15 protein-coding genes and 2 pseudogenes are annotated in these 18700 nt (G+C 44.5%); 4 read left to right on the top strand and 13 right to left on the bottom strand.

The features are described 5' to 3' along the window. Nucleotides 1-159: 159 nt before the first annotated feature. Complete coding sequence (locus ABMB67_RS19170) at nucleotides 160-354, top strand: hypothetical protein (RefSeq protein ID WP_354573044.1); 195 nt, start codon at nucleotides 160-162, stop codon at nucleotides 352-354. Between the two features lie 249 nt (nucleotides 355-603). Next, nucleotides 604-1140 (top strand): annotated as a pseudogene (locus ABMB67_RS19165) (sulfite exporter TauE/SafE family protein); the annotation flags it as partial. Nucleotides 1141-1194: 54 nt separating this feature from the next. On the opposite strand, the gene ABMB67_RS19160 reads toward ABMB67_RS19165, so the two are convergent. From ABMB67_RS19160 to ABMB67_RS19150, 3 genes and pseudogenes are all read right to left on the bottom strand, one after another. Next, nucleotides 1195-1575, bottom strand: a complete 381-nt coding sequence (locus ABMB67_RS19160; protein WP_251225310.1) for a hypothetical protein — start codon at nucleotides 1573-1575, stop codon at nucleotides 1195-1197. Between the two features lie 234 nt (nucleotides 1576-1809). Further along, the gene (locus tag ABMB67_RS19155; protein WP_354573043.1) at nucleotides 1810-6513 is read right to left on the bottom strand and encodes an S-layer homology domain-containing protein; all 4704 of its coding nucleotides are present in this window, start codon (nucleotides 6511-6513) and stop codon (nucleotides 1810-1812) included. A 186-nt stretch (nucleotides 6514-6699) separates the two neighbouring features. Continuing rightward, nucleotides 6700-7572 (bottom strand): annotated as a pseudogene (locus ABMB67_RS19150) (IS4 family transposase); the annotation flags it as partial. Nucleotides 7573-8147: 575 nt separating this feature from the next. Here ABMB67_RS19150 and ABMB67_RS19145 point away from each other — a divergent pair. Beyond that, complete coding sequence (locus tag ABMB67_RS19145; protein ID WP_354573042.1) at nucleotides 8148-8360, top strand: hypothetical protein; 213 nt, start codon at nucleotides 8148-8150, stop codon at nucleotides 8358-8360. A gap of 94 nt (nucleotides 8361-8454) precedes the next feature. On the opposite strand, the gene ABMB67_RS19140 is transcribed toward ABMB67_RS19145, so the two are convergent. Then, complete coding sequence (locus ABMB67_RS19140) at nucleotides 8455-9192, bottom strand: DUF4184 family protein (RefSeq protein WP_251225249.1); 738 nt, start codon at nucleotides 9190-9192, stop codon at nucleotides 8455-8457. A 352-nt stretch (nucleotides 9193-9544) separates the two neighbouring features. Here ABMB67_RS19140 and ABMB67_RS19135 point away from each other — a divergent pair, with 352 nt between their 5' ends. Beyond that, nucleotides 9545-9949 (top strand): peptidase M56 BlaR1, encoded by a 405-nt coding sequence (locus tag ABMB67_RS19135; protein WP_354573041.1) that lies wholly within the window; start codon nucleotides 9545-9547, stop codon nucleotides 9947-9949. Between the two features lie 9 nt (nucleotides 9950-9958). Here ABMB67_RS19135 and ABMB67_RS19130 read toward each other — a convergent pair whose 3' ends face one another. The 9 genes from ABMB67_RS19130 to argB all read right to left on the bottom strand — a co-directional run bounded on the left by ABMB67_RS19130 (nucleotide 9959) and on the right by argB (nucleotide 18686). Continuing rightward, entirely contained in the window at nucleotides 9959-10093 is a 135-nt protein-coding gene (locus ABMB67_RS19130) for a hypothetical protein (protein WP_354573040.1), read from the bottom strand. A 166-nt stretch (nucleotides 10094-10259) separates the two neighbouring features. Then, nucleotides 10260-10490 (bottom strand): type II toxin-antitoxin system RelE family toxin, encoded by a 231-nt coding sequence (locus tag ABMB67_RS19125; protein ID WP_354573039.1) that lies wholly within the window; start codon nucleotides 10488-10490, stop codon nucleotides 10260-10262. Next, nucleotides 10487-10831 carry a type II toxin-antitoxin system Phd/YefM family antitoxin gene (locus tag ABMB67_RS19120; RefSeq protein ID WP_251225252.1) on the bottom strand — a complete coding sequence of 115 codons (345 nt, stop codon included), beginning with the start codon at nucleotides 10829-10831 and terminating at the stop codon, nucleotides 10487-10489. The genes ABMB67_RS19125 and ABMB67_RS19120 overlap by 4 nt, the downstream gene beginning before the upstream one ends. A gap of 229 nt (nucleotides 10832-11060) precedes the next feature. Beyond that, nucleotides 11061-11240 carry a YjzC family protein gene (locus ABMB67_RS19115; protein WP_251225253.1) on the bottom strand — a complete coding sequence of 60 codons (180 nt, stop codon included), beginning with the start codon at nucleotides 11238-11240 and terminating at the stop codon, nucleotides 11061-11063. Between the two features lie 63 nt (nucleotides 11241-11303). Continuing rightward, complete coding sequence (argF, locus tag ABMB67_RS19110; protein WP_354573047.1) at nucleotides 11304-12251, bottom strand: ornithine carbamoyltransferase; 948 nt, start codon at nucleotides 12249-12251, stop codon at nucleotides 11304-11306. An 18-nt stretch (nucleotides 12252-12269) separates the two neighbouring features. Beyond that, entirely contained in the window at nucleotides 12270-15422 is a 3153-nt protein-coding gene (carB, locus tag ABMB67_RS19105) for a carbamoyl-phosphate synthase (glutamine-hydrolyzing) large subunit (protein WP_354573038.1), read from the bottom strand. Next, nucleotides 15415-16494 (bottom strand): carbamoyl phosphate synthase small subunit, encoded by a 1080-nt coding sequence (locus ABMB67_RS19100; RefSeq protein ID WP_251225255.1) that lies wholly within the window; start codon nucleotides 16492-16494, stop codon nucleotides 15415-15417. The genes carB and ABMB67_RS19100 overlap by 8 nt, the downstream gene beginning before the upstream one ends. Before the next feature lie 223 nt (nucleotides 16495-16717). Continuing rightward, nucleotides 16718-17884 carry an acetylornithine transaminase gene (argD, locus tag ABMB67_RS19095; protein ID WP_354573037.1) on the bottom strand — a complete coding sequence of 389 codons (1167 nt, stop codon included), beginning with the start codon at nucleotides 17882-17884 and terminating at the stop codon, nucleotides 16718-16720. A 13-nt stretch (nucleotides 17885-17897) separates the two neighbouring features. Next, on the bottom strand, nucleotides 17898-18686 hold the full coding sequence (argB, locus tag ABMB67_RS19090; protein WP_251225257.1) for an acetylglutamate kinase: 789 nt from the start codon (nucleotides 18684-18686) through the stop codon (nucleotides 17898-17900). Nucleotides 18687-18700: the final 14 nt, after the last annotated feature.

The following is an 18700-nucleotide window of genomic DNA, read 5'->3' as shown; positions in this document are numbered from 1 at the left end:
CAGGAGTGTATGTATTTTTCAGGATGTTGGCAAGTGGCCTTTTTTATGTACATAAATTAGCTGCCGTTTCCTACATTTCTAGTGTGCCATAAACAGGAAGGTCTCCCTGGTGAAGGCTCCTTCGAAATTAAAGAGGAAGTAGAAGGAACGGAAGTAATCATGATCCCAATTGAAGAAGCAACGGAAGAGCAGATCCGCAAGGACAAGGCAACGTATGAGGATATAGATCCCGACTCTGAAATGTGGGCTGAAATAAAAGAAGATCCTCCTGCTGAAAGTGTCAGTATTTTTGAGGATGACATTGTTGATGTAAAAGGCCAGGAAGTGATTATGGTCGAGGTGGAAAAGGATTGAGGATTGGTATTACATGGAGAAGAGCACTATTCTTTTGCTCTTCTCTTTTTTATACTAATCTTAGTGTATGTTATAAAAAAGGGGCAACAAAACAATTAGCTATAGCCGAATGATTGTTTATTTACTGATTGTTGCTGCGCTGTTATTATTGACAGATTCCTTTATTTTAAAAGAGCTTTCGAGGGCCGGCTATACCGTGTTCATCCTGTCCCAGTCGAAAACCACAGTGTAGGAGGTCTATTTGGGCAACTGTATTCATTTTCATGTATTATATTAGTAGCGTCTGTCTTGCAAACAAGTACAGGTTTTGGTTTTTCTATCATGGCAACACCTTTTTTATTAATGCTATTCTTACCACAAGAGGCCATACAAATAAACATTATTTTATCTTTAATAATCTCAATCTCACTAATTTTGAAGATTAAACAGGACATTGATTTTATCCTGCTGAAAAAATTTATATTGGGAAGCATAGCTGTTGTACCTATTGGTATTTTAATTTTCATTTCAATTAGCATAGATACTTTTAAATTAGGAGTTAGCATCCTCCTCTTATTATTAACATTGTTACTGACTTTTAACTTCAAAGTTAAAGCAACACCCTTTAGGGATTTCATAGTTGGTGGGATATCAACTACAAGTATCGGTATGACTGGACCACCGTTATTGCTTTACTTTACAGAAACAGATGCTAAATAAGGGACGTTACGAGCAACGACTTTATCCTTTTATCTCTTAATCTATTCCATTAGTCTACTAATCCAAATGACATTGACTGGAACGAACGACGACGGTATGACTTTTGGTTGTCTTTCCAACGACTGACGCCGATGTGCTGATTTACTTCATGTCCATCTGCGTTTTTTTTGCACCCGCACTGTCTTGGTGGGCTTTGATCGATGTAGAATCAATGCTGAGGTTTTCAAAATCCGGTTCAATGTGAAGGGCTTGGAAGATGGCGATAAGTAGTCCCGAATCTCTCCATTTGCAGAAGCGACTGTAGGCGTTTTCCATGAGCGATAACGTTCTTCCGGCAAATCTCGCCATGCCGCACCTCTTCGAGCGATCCAAAAGAAAAGCATTAAACATCGTGCGATTACTTAGTTTTGTCGGACGTCCTGTTTGATAAGGAGGGAACATGTGCTTTATTTGTTCCCACTGTTCAATGTTTATTTCGTACCGTCTTTGAGTCTTGCTCGTTGCTCCATTCGTTTTTCTCATATCATACCACATGATTCTTTTGTTTTCAGACTCGTCCTAGTTGTTTCATTTTGACATAATTGAAATAGTACAAAGAAATAATATTCTCATCTAAATGTTTTTCATATTAAATGGCTACGTTTACATCAGTTTGATATATTAAGTGAGAATACAAACAAACTCTCTAAATCGGCTATTTCATAAGTGCAATAAATGAGAATGGTCGAAAGTCCAACCTTCAACCATTCTCTTCTTTTAGTTCACTATATTTTCGCCTGCTTCTGGATGAATCGTATAAACGTGATCCTGTGCAGCTTCTTCGATATCATAGAAAGCCCAATGTGTCGCTGGGACATCTGGATAGCTCTGTATCGTAATACCATATAATGGACCACGGTTGAATAGCCGATTGATCATTGTCACCGCCTCAGCGCGTGTTACATGACCATTTGGTTTATACGTACCGTCTGTATATCCATTTACGATTCCTGCTAAGCTCGCTGCTTCAATTGAATCTGCTGCCCAATGAGATGATACATCTAAAAAGTGAGGATTTGTCAAATCACCTTCACCTAACTCCATATATCGACCAGCAATCACTGCCATCTCAGCACGCGTCATCGATGCGTTCGGGTGAAATGTTCCCGTTTTATCTCCTCTCATCAAGCCTTCTTGTTTCACAAACTCAATTGCTCCTGATGCCCAATGTGTACTTTGAACATCCGGGAATGGGGCATGATTCACCGGTCGAGCATGATCATATTCTAGATTTCGGGCAAGCATTGCAGCAACCTCTGCTCGTGTTACCATATTCTGAGGCTTAAAGGTTCCATCCGTAAATCCTTTAATATAGGCTTGATGGAAAAGATAATCATCATCCCAACCTTCTATATGAAGAATCGTAAACGTACTAAACTTATGCACATTAAATTCTAAACCTATTTGATTTCCCTTGTATTCTACTAGATTAGCTTTAACTAATTCCCTCTCTCCATCACTATGCTCAATAAATACGACTAAGTCGGCAAGAAATGCCTCACGCTCTTGTTGATTCGTCGGAAGCTCCACGTCTCGTAATGGAAGAACCAATGTCACGGGACTGCTTTGCATATTTGTTTCAATCGTCATTGGACGAGCAATCACATTTACAGTTTGATCTTTACCCATTTCTCTCACAATTTGTTCTACCCTTGCACGGTTTTCCACTTCTCTTCTCTCTGCTTCATCCTTGAGCGGAACAACATGAAAGAATAAGTCATTCTCGAAACCGTCTAACGATTGTTGCGGAACAATAATCCGCACATTTTCTGTATAGATCTCCAGGTCAATCCGAGAATCTCCCAACTCTTTTGCTGCTTCCTGTAGAATCGTTACATTCACTTGTGACACAGCATCCTTTTCATCGGGAATCACGATACGAGCTAGCGTTTGGCCTGCTTCTGTAACGCTTTGAACCGTTTCTTTTGCCCGCTCAGGTGTTAATACAACCTCATCATTAACCCTACCATTTGGATCCGTCGTACGGGTAATTTGCGTTTGTGTTACAGTGGAACCAGATCCGACATTCCCTGTCTCTACAGGAACGGTGATGATTTCTGTTCCTGGTTGATTAGGTGTTGGAGTACGCGGTGGAGTTGAACCTCCGCCTCCCCCTCCTCCAGAAGGTGGAATAGCTATCCATTTTGCATAGAGCGTTACGTTCTTAATTCCTATTGAAAATGCCGCTCCTGCCTCATAATTCGTTCCGTTTCCATCCGCTTGGGTGTTCCAGCCTGCAAACGTGTAACCAGCTCTTACTAGATTACCAGTATTGCCAAGTACCGTTACGTCGTCTCCTTCTTCATACGTTCCGCCATCGGTTGGAACTGTGCCTCCCGTATTGTTATTTCCGTTGTAGGTTATAGTATATGTGGCAACTTTAGAAGTCTTAATCGTTGTACCTTCACTGTCTGGCGAGGCTTTATGGGTCGCCGTTTCTTTTACTCTCGTAATAAACGTATACTCCGTATCTGACATTAACCCACTAAAGATTGGGCTGTCCTGCCATGTTGTCCCGTTATCTCCACTGTATTCTTGGCCTGCTTCCTCTTGTAACATAATGGTGGTTGTCGTTTTACTCACTTCGGTTGGTGCAGAAGGAGCACTTGGACCATCCGCCTTTTCCGCCACAGCTGTTTCCACACTCGTCACACTTCCTACCGCATTTGTTCCATCGGCTGTAACCGTGACTTTGATCGTCTCTCCGATATCTGCTTCTACCAGCGTATACGTTGGCGAGGTCGCTTCTGAGATTGACGTGGCTCCTCGATACCATTGATATGTCGGCACATCTTCCGTCGTAGTTGGAGTATACGTGATGTCACTTAGATCTGTGGTTAGCTCACTGCCATACTTTGTATCTCCTATAATACTTACCGTGCCTCCTATTACTGGAATCGCTTCGGTTCGAATCGTTGTACCTTCACTGTCTGGCGAGGCTTTATGGGTCGCTGTTTCTTTTACTCTCGTAATAAACGTATACTCCGTATCTGACGTTAACCCACTAAAGATCGGGCTGTCCTGCCATGTTGTCCCGTTATCTCCACTGTATTCTTGGCCTGCTTCCTCTTGTAACATAATGGTGGTTGTCGTTTTACTCACTTCGGTTGGTGCAGAAGGAGCACTTGGACCATCCGCCTTTTCCACCACAGCTGTTTCCGCACTCGTCACACTTCCTACCGCATTTGTTCCATCGGCTGTAACCGTGACTTTGATCGTCTCTCCGATATCTGCTTCTACCAGCGTATACGTTGGCGAGGTCGCTTCTGAGATTGACGTGGCTCCTCGATACCATTGATATGTTGGATTATCAGTCGTCGCATTCGGTCTATACGTAATTCTACTAATATCCGCCATAAAGGTACTGCCAAACTTGGCTTCTCCAGTGATACTTACCGTGCCCTCCAACTCTGGCAGTACAGGCTCGCCACCTGCGTCTGCATCAGTAACCACAAGATCATCAATCAATAAACTAATATCTTTCTCTCTTTTTTGTTGCACGATACGAAACTCTGTAATATTCCCCCAAGCAGGGTTGGTCAGTTCTACAGTTGTTAAAGTAGAAGCATTAAAATCATATTCCGCTCTAGGTACTGGCACACCACTCTTATAACCTAATACTGTATATAAAGCTTGACCCATCTCTTTTGCTTTAAATGAAACAAGCTTAAAGCTATCTCCAGAAGTCAATTTAAATAGTGCGTACTCTCCTACATCATGCTCATTCATTAAATCCAACATTTGATTATCATTTTCATTAAAGATACCAATTACTGCATTTGGATCATGCGCGCCATTTTCCTGAAGTATCGCTACTGTCCAATCTCCTATAGTTCTCGGGCTATAATCACTCCCAGTTGGATCTACACTTTCAAAATCCTCACATCTATAATCTGGCGGAATAGAATCTGCGCAACCACCAGAAGATGGAGTCGTATCACTTATCTCTATTTCCAAATTCTGTGGATCGCCGGAACTAAACGTAAATGTTAACGTTGTTGTTCCTACAACCTGTTTGGCCAGATACTCTTTCTTAATGGTTACTGTATTGCCTGATACCTCATAATCTGTTCCGGCCTGCAGTAACGTGGTTCCATTTAATATACTTGACAACGTATTTCCGTTTAGTGTCATCGTCACTTCGACATCCAACTGATTTGCTTCATTTTGATCGAATGTTACACTAGTTGGACTGATCATGCTGTTTTCGATCGGTGGAACAGTAACCTCACCCATACCATGCAAAATTATATTTCCAGTCATAGAATTATATACACCGAACCCTTGATCATAGCCAGCAAAAAATAATTCGGACCAACCGTCACCTTGATCATTATCTATAGATTTCCAATTTTCAAGAAGTGTTCCATCATTATCATAATGTTTCGCACGAATTTCTGGAGTTTCAGCAACTAAGAAACCACCAGTGGCCAAACTTATAAAATTCCAAACTAAATCAGTGTCTATCTCATTTCCAATAGCCTCACCACTAGTATTGAAAAATTTAACCTTCCCTTCTGCATGAGTACGATAGTATACCGCATACTTTCCATTCGTTAGTCCAACAACTTTTGAATAAGCACCCCCACTAGGTTTAGGCAAATCTGAAAGTTTAAAGTGATTAAAGCCATTTACTGTCCTTTGTGTGCCATTATTGTTATAAATGACACCTTGATAGTAACCAGAATCGTAACTATGGTAGGTTATCATAAAAGTCCCATCGCTACTTGCTGCTATTGAATGTTCATATGTAGAGCCAGCAGGGAGTTCTCTCGTCCCCGTATTTGTAATCGAAGTAGGTTCCGTTACTGGGTTTCCGTTTGAATCAAATATTCGTAAATAATACTCATTTCCTGCATGCTGCCAAAAGAAAGCGATATTGCCATTAGTTAGTTCAGTTGCCCCAGTGTAACAATTATAAGTTGATGCTTGTGTACTAATATTAGTGGCTTCCTTAATGACGTTCCCCCTGAGGTCTAACATAATAAACTGAAATGAACCACTACAGCCATTATTTGTCCCTTCCCAAGTTATTATAGATCTACCACCTGAAAGCGGATACACACTAAAATCAGAGACATTCGATGCTCTTGCTCCCATAAGAGCTTTTACATCTGTTGTAAAAACTTCACTTCCGTCAGTTCGATATACTTTATAAGTTATTTCATCTAAAATTTCCCAATTGCTATCTAACTTTACTTTTAAGACCCCTGTTTTATCACCCTCTAATCCAACAGTCCCAAATACCCACTCGTTATTATTAGAATCTGCAACAGAAAATTTCTTAGCACTATCCAAATCAATAGTAGCGGCTTGAACTTGATGAACTAAAGACCCGAACATTAAGAAATTACTGAATATTAAAATAAAAATTAAGTTTACAGAAATACTTCGTTGTCGTTTTTTATAGAAAAAATACATAAAACACCCCTCTATTCCTTTTATAATAGTATAGAATCTCACACTAGCGTTGCATAAATAGTGTTAGAATATTCTGGTTAACTACTTTTGGTGTTTAGAGCCAAAAAAGTAAATACTCAATTAAATGTGGCCCCTCCATTTCGTAATTACTTTACAATTGACTAGTGCGACGACGACAAAATCCTTTTAAGGGATGGTTTTCCCTTCAATCTTCCTACTCCATATATGCGCTGGTTTCCATAATGAAGCCTTTAAATAACGGCTGATTTGCAAGATTTTTCGCTTACTCGCCGTTTCTATTTGAACGAGAACGTGTAGGCAAAAGACAATCAGTGCGATAAATAGTTGGTTTTGGATACCCATTCACTTTGACCCTAGAACTTTTTGATGCTGAGATGTTGTTTGACCCATTTGAAAAACAATTCGATCGCCCAGCGTGATTTGTACATCTCTGAAATTTCTTCTGCACTCAAATCAATCGGTTGGTGATTAATTGAAGCTCATTCCCTTTGGAATCCATCAATTTTAAAAGTATCGAAAGTAGTTTTCAGCACGGTTTTGAGTCGTTCCAAACAACACCATTTGATCGGTTAAAACAGATGAGTCATTAGGTAGTTTACACTCGTCAACTACCCGTATTACAGCGTTTTTCCTTAGTCTATATAGAAAAAAGTAACCATCGTCCGTCATTCGGTCAAAGCGTTCATAGTCGAGATAACCGCGGTCAAACACATACATGCATTCTTTGTCATCAACCATGACTTCAAGCTGATTACGATCATGTTCCTTTGCTGTTGTAACCAAGGCTTTTTCAGGATATGACGTTCCTTTTTCCATAATAACAAGCGGTAAATGTAATCTTACAGCCGCTTTAGTGTGGCGAAATTTAGCCCATTTATTGTTGGTTAGATTGAGCGGCATGTTGCTTGAATCCATGATTTTTAATGGCATAATGAGTGTTGTATAATGCGTTTTAGCGTGAATTTGTCCGACTAAATCAAGGAAAAGCTGTTGAAATAGGTCTGGATGTAAACCATTTAATCGACGTGAAAGCTGAGAGGAAAATATTTACTCCTATATACTTAAAGCTTCTTTTGTTTATTAATAGCTTTTCTACGTTCCAAACTAGTAGTTTTAAAAAAAGTATCATCCTCATCAAAATTATCGTTTTTCATTTCAAATCTCTAGTAAAATAGTAGTATAACTGCATTATATTATGAAAAAGTCTAAAAACAAATATATTTTTTAGACAAAGGTAAATTTTGTGACCTTTAGGGGGGATCAGGATCTATATGCTACCTTGGCAAAAGGATTCAATCCAACTAATTCGATAGTCCTGGATGGATCAGGTTTAATCCGAATGCGAGTGCAGCGCAGTGGCTTCAGTGCCCCAGCATTGTACGGCGAGGACAATAGACATATTGGTACTATTGTATTAAAAGCATACCGTTTTGAATTTGGAGGGATTTCAAGTGTACAGTAGATTTCTAATCTATTTCATACTTACATTAAGCTTGCTTACAACTATGATCATGGCCATGTTTGCTTTCAGAGTTGAAAACACACTGATAGGATTTTCTTTCATTGATATGCTAAAAGTTAGCTTTGTTTTCTTTCTCCTGTGGAGCGTTCTGTTGGCTTTTGTCATAAGACCCTTCTTATGGATTATGAAAAGCAAGGTCCCTTTTCCGTTAAATGTTCTATGTCATGGAGCCCTTCTGCTTGCCCTTGCTTACCCGATCTATTTGACGTTTCCAACCGATTTAGGTGTGACGCTCATTTTATCGTTAACGGTTTACGTTTCAACAGACTTCTTCTCCCATCAAAATTTAAAGCACGTCCATTAAAATAGCTTGCTTTCTAGATCAGAAAACAACCATCAGAAGTTTTCCGCTTCCTGATGGTTGTTTTTATCGTTTTGTTTCAGTAGGAGCGCAACATTTATACCTCTGCCCTTTGTTTGAAAAGAAGCAAAGAGACGAGCAACAAGCTAATAAGCGCCGAATCGATAATCCTCACGACGTGAACTCCGTAAGCGGCAAGTGAGACGCGATCGACCAATTGCCAGATACCGAAGAAAAGCAGCGTCAGCAACGTGATCAAAAACCAATAAACAAGCTTTTGCCGGCTGCTTACCCTTTCCCCCTCATAGGGGTTTCTTCTTGCCCGGTAAACGAGATAGAAAAAAATCGCCACGAGCCCGGCAACGGTGCTTCCATGCTGAAGCAGCTTAAAAACAGGAATGGAAAAGCCAAACAGCTGAAAGCTGTACGTCAAAAAGGAAAGCCGTGTGACGATAAAGCCGCCTAAGTGGGTGAAGGAATCCCATACGACATGCGTCAGCATCCCGAATAAAGCCGAGTAGATAAACACAATAGCTTGCAGCGGCTTCGTTGAAGGAGCTTTTTCCGGAGCAGCTTCCTGTAAGAAGGAAGGTAAATGACGGTGCAACGTTTTATGGATGAAAGTGACATACACGAGATAAACGATGATTACCATCGGCAGGTTGAAAGCAAAAAATCCGTAAGCCGTATGACCAATTTCGCCATATGGCCGGCCATGAAGAAAGTATTCAAAGTCAGGCGCCATGCTTCCAAGAACCATCGCTAAGAAATTTACATATTTACTTTTGCGCGAAAAAGGCAAAACGGCAGCGGGATGTGCGAATGTGAGCGGCATCTTTTCCTCCAGGGTATTTTTCTTTAAATATAACATCATACATTCGGTCAAATAGTCGAGATTAATTCCTTCTACGCAGTTCACCTTTTTCCGTCATTTTATACTGGCTGGACGTTTCGATACCGGTCTTTCGGCCAAGGAACACTACGTTATAGATCCCAGGCTGATCTTTTTCAGTAACCTTCTCTGTTATATAACGCACGAAGCAAAGAAGTAGTTACGCTTTATAGAAAGGTTGGAAAAAGGTAATTGAACTATCAGTTGCGATCATGGAAAGGATTGCTATAATTGAATTATCATAACAGATAATTGCTTGACCTACATCACTTTTTTTATAAAGGAGAGAGCAAAGATGCGAAAAAGCTTTTTCATAGGTGCGATCACCCTTCTGCTTGGCTGCACCGGTGGCTACTTTATTGGTACATTTGCTCATTCGGAAGCCGAGGCGCCGAGTGACCGGGTGTCCATTGTTTACCCAGTTAACGAAAATGGACAGACATACGGGTCAGCGGCGGATGCCAGAAATTATGAAGAAGAGCCTGACTTGATCAGCGCCTATGGCTCAGATGGCAAGACAACCGGCTATGTCAAAAAGGAAGACCTTCAAGGCCCTCAGCCGCAAAACCCCGAGGAAGCAATGCAGCTAATGAAGAACGCCAAACCGCGGGACATCCCGCTATATGATGTCGATGGTATAACGGTAATTGGGAATTTCAGAATCGAGGCCGGCGAGGTTACGGTGATGGAGGAAGGGTGAACGAGAAGGTCATACATTTACATAACCAAGCGCCGTGACAGGAAAATTGCGGCGTTTGGTTATCACTTCGATTAAAATAAGAGTAAAGATAAGTAAATAACGGATTTCCTGAGCAAAAGTAAGATCGCCCAATAACCCGTACATCAACTCTTCTCTCGTAATGGCCAAAATGTTCGTTTTATAATGTGATTAAAAAGCTGCCATTTAAGCGAGATTGACAGCTTCTAATCCATATGTTTAAGACGATGTGAGGCATTTTGAAAAACTTCTTCGTCCGCCCGTGAACCGATGGCAATAATTTCTACAATTTCTACTGTCCTTTTACAATACGAAAAATAATCCTGATGCCGTTTTTACGGAATTTGATCTCTTTACACCCTTTCAGCTTTCTTTCGAGGGGTTTTCCTATTTCATTAGCTCGCGCTTCTAATTTCTTTAGGGCTATGTCTACTAGTTTTTTTACTGATCCATCTAATTTCCGGTATTCTTTTAGCGCATTTGCATCGATAAACTGCAGCAGGAATCTGCGCTCTGATTTCATTTTTCAAATAAATCCTCATCGGAAATAAGATCTGGATCAAGCTTTTGAAAGTTCTCGTATTCATCTTTCGACATTGCTTCATCTAATTGATACCGTGTACCATTTGCCTCAGCCTCTTTAATGCGGTCTGCTATTTTTCTTTCCCAATTTAATTGACGCAGGTAGAGAAGTTCCATATACATTTTTTCGTAATCGTCATAGGCAAGGACTACGGAATCAATCTCATTATGATCTGAAATAAACTGAGGGCTATGCTTTGCTTTTTTTCGTACATCAGCAAATTTTTTAGTCGCTATGGTAGCTGGTACGATTTGTTCTTTTTTAAAGCGAGGCTTTTCCATTAACTTCACTTCCAGTCTATTCTAATTTCAATTAATTATACCATGCATCACTCAAACTCCATATAAAAATCCATATAAAAATCAGGATTTTTATATGGATTTATTCCTATTTGTCATTCTTAGACTCTTCGTGAGTTCAAAACGTACTTGCCAGTCGTTCTGCGTAGAGAGAGCAAAAAAAAAGAAATCTACAGCCCTACCTACAATAAGCCCTTATACACCCCCGCCCCTACACCTTCGGCCTCGGGGTCCATTTGCGATTGTGGTTTGACGTTTCCGGGAATGTGTCTCCGGCATGCAGCTTGACGGATTTCGGCCGCTGGACCATGCTTCCCGTTTCGCCAATCTCAACATAAATCCCGTTATTCGGCGCTTTTTGGCCTGGTTCGAACTGTCTGTTTTGTCCCAACTTAACATCCCTCCTTTTCTTGTAGCTTGCCCAGAAAAGGAGGGATTAACGAAAAAATACAGATTAGATTGTCGTTAATAAGGACAACAGAATGGCCTTTTGGGCGTGAAGGCGATTTTCCGCCTGATCGTAAATAAATGAGCGATCGCCGTCAATGACCTCAGCCGTTACCTCTTCCCCGCGATGGGCCGGAAGACAGTGGAGGAATTGATAGTCCGCTTTCGCCAGGGAGGCGAGCTGCTCGTTCACCTGGTAGCCGGCAAAATGCTGCTCACGCTCCTGTTGTTCCGCTTCAAAGCCCATGCTTGCCCAGACGTCTGTATAGATGACGTCCGCGTCCTTGACGGCCTCCTCCGGTTGATTGGACTGCGTTAACACCGCTCCTGTTTCCTTGGCGGCCGCGACGGCTTTTTCAAAAATAGCCTGATCCACTTCGTAGCCCGCCGGCGAAGCAACCGTCACATCCATCCCGGTCTTCGCCCCTGCCGCGAGCAGAGAGTGAGCGACATTATTCCCGTCTCCGACATAGACAAGCTTCAGTCCCTTTAACGTTTTCTTTTGCTCGTAAACCGTCAGGAGGTCGGCCATTGCCTGACAAGGATGGTAGGCATCTGTCAAGGCGTTAATCACCGGAACCGAGGCATGCTCGGCAAGCTGTTCGACCGTTTCATGTGAGTTTGTTCTGATCATAATCGCATTGACATAGCGCGATAAGACGTTCGCTGTATCTTTAATCGGCTCTCCCCGGCCGATTTGCATGTCGCGTGGACTGAGGAACAGGGCGTGGCCGCCAAGCTGCGTCATCCCGACCTCGAACGAGACACGGGTCCGCGTTGAGGCATTCTCGAAGATCATCCCAAGTGATTTTCCTTTCAAGGCTTCCGCAAACTGCTCCGGCTCCTGCTTGACCTTTAGCGCCAAAGCGAGCAAGTCATCAATTTGTGCCGGTGTGAAATCAAGCAATGTTAAAAAATCATGGCCCGTGATCGGGGCTGTCATTTGATTGTTCATCATTAACCGAACCTTTCCTTAGCCGTTTAGCACGGCTTTTTCTTTATTCCATAAATCCTGGATTGCGTAGTAATTAATGTGTTCCACCTGACGCCCTTTTAACATCGCGGCAAGTGTCGTCATTTCTGAAATGACGGTGCAGCGCTGCTTTAACGCTTCCTGCCGTTTCTCCGTGCCATCTTTTGTCCCGAGCTTCGGCAAGCTGATTAACGCAATTGCCTCCTCGCTCTGAATCCACTCGTCAAACTGCTCGGATGTCAGCGTGAAACCGAGCTCCTCCAGCCGCTGTTGAAATGGTAGAAAGGCTTCTTTAAATTCCTCGGCGACATCGACAAAAATCGTTCCTGTCTTTGAATAGAGCTTCGGCTTAGTCGCCTTTGACCAGGCGAACGCCTTATGAAACGCTTCAGCTAAATCATGGCTCATGCTCATTAATTCGCCGGTTGACTTCATTTCCGCTTCAAGCAGCGGATCGAGGCCGGCTAATTTTTGATAGGAAAAAATCGGCGCCTTCACTGTATAGAAGCTCGGCTCAGCCAGACTTCCCTTTGTCAGCCCGAGCGACGAAAGCGACACGCCGAGCAAAAGCTGGATTGTATAGTCAATTAACGGTTCATTTGAAATTTTGCTTAAAATCGGCACTGTCCGCGAGGCACGCGGATTAATCTCAATCACATAGAGCTTTTCTTCGTGCAGAACGAATTGAATGTTAAAAATGCCGCGGAACTCCATCCCTTTGGCGATTTTGTCGCTGTAATCGACAATCTGGGCCTTTATTTTATCAGAGATCGTATAAGGAGGTGTCACGGCGACGCTGTCACCTGAGTGAACGCCGGCACGCTCGACGTGCTCAAACATTCCGGCGAGGCAGACCTCCTCTCCGTCCGTTAACGCATCGACTTCGAGTTCAATTCCTTTCAAGTAAGCATCAATCAGCAGGGGAAAGGCGATTGTCTGCTCCTCGTCGTTCAAATACGAAACAAATTCACGCTCTGATTCAAACAGCATCATTCCTTGACCACCAATGACATAGGAAGGACGAATCAAAACCGGATAGCCAATTTCCTTCGCCTGCTTCAGCGCATCTGCTTTGTTTTCAGCTGTTTCCCCCGGGATATGCGGGACGCCGACTTCTCTCATAAACGCATAAAAGCGGCCGCGGTCCTCAAGCTGATCAATCGTATCAAGATTTGTGCCGTAAATTTTGATCCCGGCCGCTTCCAGCCCGGCAACTAAGGAGATCGCCGTTTGGCCTCCAAGCTGAACGATCACGCCCTCGACCTGCTCCAAATCAATGACATTGAGGACATCCTCGACAGTCAATGGCTCGAAATAAAGGCGGTCGGCAGTCGCGTAATCGGTGCTGACCGTTTCCGGATTGTTGTTCATCATGATCGCTTCATAGCCGAGACGATGCAATGCTTGAATTCCTTGAACGGAGCAATAGTCAAATTCAATTCCTTGGCCGATGCGGATCGGACCGGAGCCGAGCAGCAGCACTTTTTTCTTGCCGGTTGACGGGACGACATCATGCTCGCCGGACCAGCTCGAATAAAAATAAGCTGTCGACGCTTCAAATTCACCAGCGCATGTGTCAACCATTTTATAAGAAGGCGTAATCGCACACTGCTTACGCTTCGCCCGAAGCTCGGCTTCCGTCACTTTCCAAGCACCGGCGAGCCAGGCATCAGAAAAGCCGGCTTTTTTATACGTGTAGAGCTCTTCCTTCGTCACCGCTTCAAACGAAGACGCTACAATGTCCCGCTCCATCTTGACGAGACGTTCAAAGCCGCGTAAGTAGAACTGGGTAATTTGTGTCGCCTGAAAAAGCTTTTCCGTTGAATAGCCGCGTCTGAGCAGCTCAATGATGACAAAAAAGCGACGATCATCAGCATTGATCAGCAGCTCCCACAGCTCTTCATCGGTCTTCTTGGAAATGATCGGAAGAGTGAGCCCATCGACCTTTAGTTCAAGTGAGCGAACCGCCTTCTGAATCGCCGCTTCAAAATTGCGCTCAATCGCCATCACTTCACCGGTTGCTTTCATTTGCGTGCCAAGCGTCCGTTCCGCGTGGACAAATTTATCAAACGGCCAGCGCGGGAATTTAACGACAATATAGTCAAGTGCCGGCTCAAAGCTGGCATATGTGTGTCCTGTTACCGGATTAATCAGTTCGTGCAGATGATAGCCGAGGCTGACTTTCGCCGTCATCCGCGCGATCGGATAACCGGTTGCTTTCGACGCCAAGGCCGAGGAACGGCTGACCCGTGGATTAACTTCGATTAAGTAATATTGCTTGCTGTACGGATCAAGTGCGAATTGAATGTTACAGCCACCAACAATGCCGAGCGCCCGAATGATTTTCACTGAAACGGAACGGAGCAGTTGATATTCGACATCCGTCATCGTTTGCGAAGGAGCGACGACAATCGAATCTCCGGTGTGGATGCCAACCGGATCGATATTTTCCATATTACAGATCGTTATGCACGTATCATTGCTGTCACGCATCACTTCATATTCGATTTCCTTGAAGCCGGCGATGCTTTTTTCGACGAGACATTGGCTGATCGGACTCAGCTCCAGTCCACCTTTTATAATCCGCTTCAGCTCTTCCTCATTCTTAGCGATCCCGCCGCCGGCTCCACCAAGCGTGTAAGCCGGGCGAACGATAATCGGATAGCCGACCTGCCCGGCGAATGCCAAGGCAGCTTCAGCTGTCGTCACGATTTCGCTTTCCGGTACCGGTTCATTCAATTCCTTCATCAAAGCGCGGAATTCTTCTCGGTCCTCGCCCTTTTTAATTGACTCAATCGGCGTTCCGAGCAAGTTGATTCCGTAGCGTTCGAGAATTCCTTCATCGTGGAGATCCATCGCCAGGTTGAGCCCGGTCTGCCCGCCGAGCGTCGCCAAAATGCCGTCCGGCTTTTCTTTCTTAATAATCGCCTCGACGCTTTCGACCGTCAGCGGTTCAAAATAAACGCGGTCGGCGCATGCTTCGTCGGTCATTACCGTAGCCGGGTTATTATTAATTAGAATCACTTCGATTCCTTCTTCTTTTAACGCTAGGCAAGCCTGGGTGCCGGCATAATCGAACTCGGCTGCCTGCCCGATAACGATGGGCCCTGAGCCGATAACGAGTACTTTTTTCAATGTCGAATCTTTAGGCATATGCTTTTTCTCTCCCTTTGTTCCGCAACATGTCAATGAATGTGAAGAAAAGCTGCTCACTGTCTGATGGCCCCGGGTGAGCTTCCGGATGGAATTGAATCGTTAAGATTGGATAATCGCGATGAATGAGTCCTTCGATTGAACCATCATTAATGTTCATATATCTCGCTTCAAAGCCGGTTCCTTTTAACGACGGCTCAGTGACGACATAGCTGTGGTTTTGCGACGTCATATACACCTGCTTTGTTTTCGTATCAATTACAGGCTGGTTGGCGCCGCGATGTCCGAATGTCAGCTTTTCCGTATCCGCACCAAAGGCAAGCGCCAACAGCTGGTGGCCTAAACAGATTCCCATTGTCGGATACGTTGTCGCCACCTTCTTGATCAACGGCAGCTGGCTGTTCAATTGCTTTGGATTGCCGGGTCCATTTGTGAACAAAACACCGTCCGGGGCAAGCTGTTCAATTTCCTCAAAAGACGTTAAATACGGGACAACAGTCACCTTGCAGCCATTTTGCAGCAAGGAATCTACAATCGATTTCTTGTAACCGAAATCGACCATTACAATATGATGCTCACCGCTGCCGAACGTTTGAACTCTGCTTTGCGAAACCGCTTCGACGACATCCTGTTCTCCTAATGGGACGATGTCGGCAAAACTGACGTTGTCCGGGTCTGTTGTTAACACAGCCCGCATATCGCCATGCTCACGAATCCGTTTGACGATTCCTCTTGTGTCCACTCCGCTAAACAACGGAATGGAATGATTCTCACAATACGTCAGCAAGGAACAGCCTGATTCATAGTGGTAGCCTTCTTCGGATACTTCACTAACAATCAGCGCATTGACCTGGGGCTTTGCGCTTTCAAAGTCTGCTTCATTTACCCCGTAATTTCCTATTAACGGATACGTGAACACAACCATTTGGCCTTTAAAAGAAGGGTCACTTAACACTTCCTGGTAGCCGGTCATCCCCGTAAAAAAGACGATTTCCCCGTGAACCTCCCCATTACTTCCGTGCAGAACTCCTTCAAATCTATCTCCGTTTTCTAATAGTACATAGCCTTTCATCCGCTTTTCCCTCCACTCCGCCTGTGAATACTTATACTGAAATGTTGATCTTTATACATTGATTTTCTGATAAAAAGCCGTGGATAAAAGGGTAAGCTCCCCTTTTTCCAGGCTTGAAGCATGGTCCAACGACTGTGCCCGGTTTAATCGTCAAAAGCATTTTCCTTTTTAACTGTACACCGTACGAAGCCGCTGCACGGCTCTTTTTCCAGCTTCTTCATTTCTAAATCGAAAGCTGTTCCTTTTCGTTGACGGCAGCAATCGCCTCTGCCAAAATGCCCGTCGCTCTGTTTAGTTCCTCATTTGAGACGATCAGCGGCGGAAGCAACCTGACTACGTTCGGACCTGCCGACAGGACAAGCAGTCCTCTTTCGCGGCATTCCGTTATAATTGGAGCCGCTTCGACGTGACAGGCTACACCGAGTATCAGCCCGTTTCCTCGTACTTCTTTTACGATGCTGAAGGAGGCAAGTGCCTGCTCAAGTCTCTGTTTAAAATAATCTCCCTTTTGTTGAACATCGGCTAAAAACTCCGGCGTAAACACTTCGGTTACAACAGCCTCAGCTGCGGCCATTGCCAGCGGATTCCCGCCAAAGGTCGAACCGTGGCTGCCTGGAGAGAAGGCTTCCTTTAATTCCTTCTTGCCGATTAAAGCGCCGACAGGGAAACCATTTCCAAGACCCTTTGCCACTGTAATGATATCCGGTGAGAGCTCAAGCTGCTCGTAGGCGAACGCCGTTCCCGTCCGGCCAATTCCCGTCTGTACCTCGTCAACAATGAGCAGGCATTGATACTGCTCACAGATTTGGCTGAGCTTTTTCGCATATTCCTTGCTCATCGGCAGTACGCCGCCTTCTCCTTGAATCACTTCGACGATGATCGCCGCTGTATCCGCCGTCACCGCTCCCGCCAATTCCTTCTCATCATTTAGCGTAACGTAGGTGAACTCTGTCAATAAAGGACCGAAGCCTGCATGAATCTTCTCCTGCCCCGTGGCCGCCATGCTCCCGAGCGTCCGGCCGTGAAAAGACTGCTTCATGCTGACAATATGATGCTTTCCCGTCGCCTTGCGGGCGAGTTTGATCGCCGCTTCATTGGCTTCCGCGCCGCTGTTGCAGAAAAAGACATAGTCACCAACGCTATGATCAACTAACAGTTGGGCGACGCGCTCCTGCCCTTCGATTTGAAAAAGATTGGAGACATGCCATAAGCTGTGAAGCTGCTTCTCAAGCGCTGCATTCACCTTCGGGTGACAATGACCGAGATTACAGACGGCAATGCCGGCAATAAAATCAAGGTACTGCTTTCCGTCTTTATCGGTTAAGGTCGCGCCTTCCCCTTTTACTGCGGTTACATCCCATCTTGCATAGGTTGGGAATAATGCACTCATTCCTGTTTCCTCCTCACGTCACCGACAGTTTGATATTTGCTGATTTTACGATCGTCGTTCCTTTTACCGTGCCGTTCTCGGTGATCGTCGTTGCTTTGCCGTTCATAATCATTACCGATTGCAGCGTATCCGTTAATGTCGATAACGCCGCCCTGACCTTTGGCAGCATTCCTCCGTAAATCGTTCCGTCGGCAATATACGCCTCGATTTCCTCTGCCGTGACCTGCTCGAGACATTCGCCGTCCTTCAAAATACCGTCGACATCGGTCACAAACACAAGCTGCTCGGCTCCAAGCTCCCTGGCTACCGCGGCAGCGGCGCTGTCGGCATTCACATTATAATGGTCACCCGCCTCATTCATGCCGATCGGTGCGATGACCGGAATAATTCCCATTTCCATTAACGCGATCAACAGCTCCCCGTTCACCGCTCGTACTTCCCCTACATAGCCAAGCTTGGCCTGATTGACCGCCTCGACCTGAAGCAGCCTCCCGTCACAGCCGGACAAGCCGACCACGTTTCCTCCTGCTTGCTGAAGCTGGGTGACGACCTGTTTGTTGACCTTGCCGCAAAGCACCATTTCGACCGTTTCCAGCACCTCGGCGGTCGTTTTGCGCAATCCGTCAACAAACTCCGACTCAACCTGGTGCTTTGCCAGCCATTGGTTAATATCCGGACCGCCGCCGTGGACGATGATTGGGTGCTTCCCTTCCTGCTGCATGAGGAGCACGCTTTTAAAAAAGGCCTCTGAAAGCTCGGAAATGGTACTGCCGCCACATTTGATTACACTTATATTCTTCACCTTTTCTCCCCCTG

The sequence above is a fragment of the Halalkalibacter oceani genome (assembly GCF_040544555.1).
In the GTDB taxonomy this organism is placed as follows: Bacteria; Bacillota; Bacilli; order Bacillales; family Bacillaceae_D; genus Halalkalibacter; species Halalkalibacter oceani.
The sequence above is the reverse complement of the archived record's forward strand: the minus strand, read 5'-3'. Positions and strand labels throughout refer to the sequence as shown.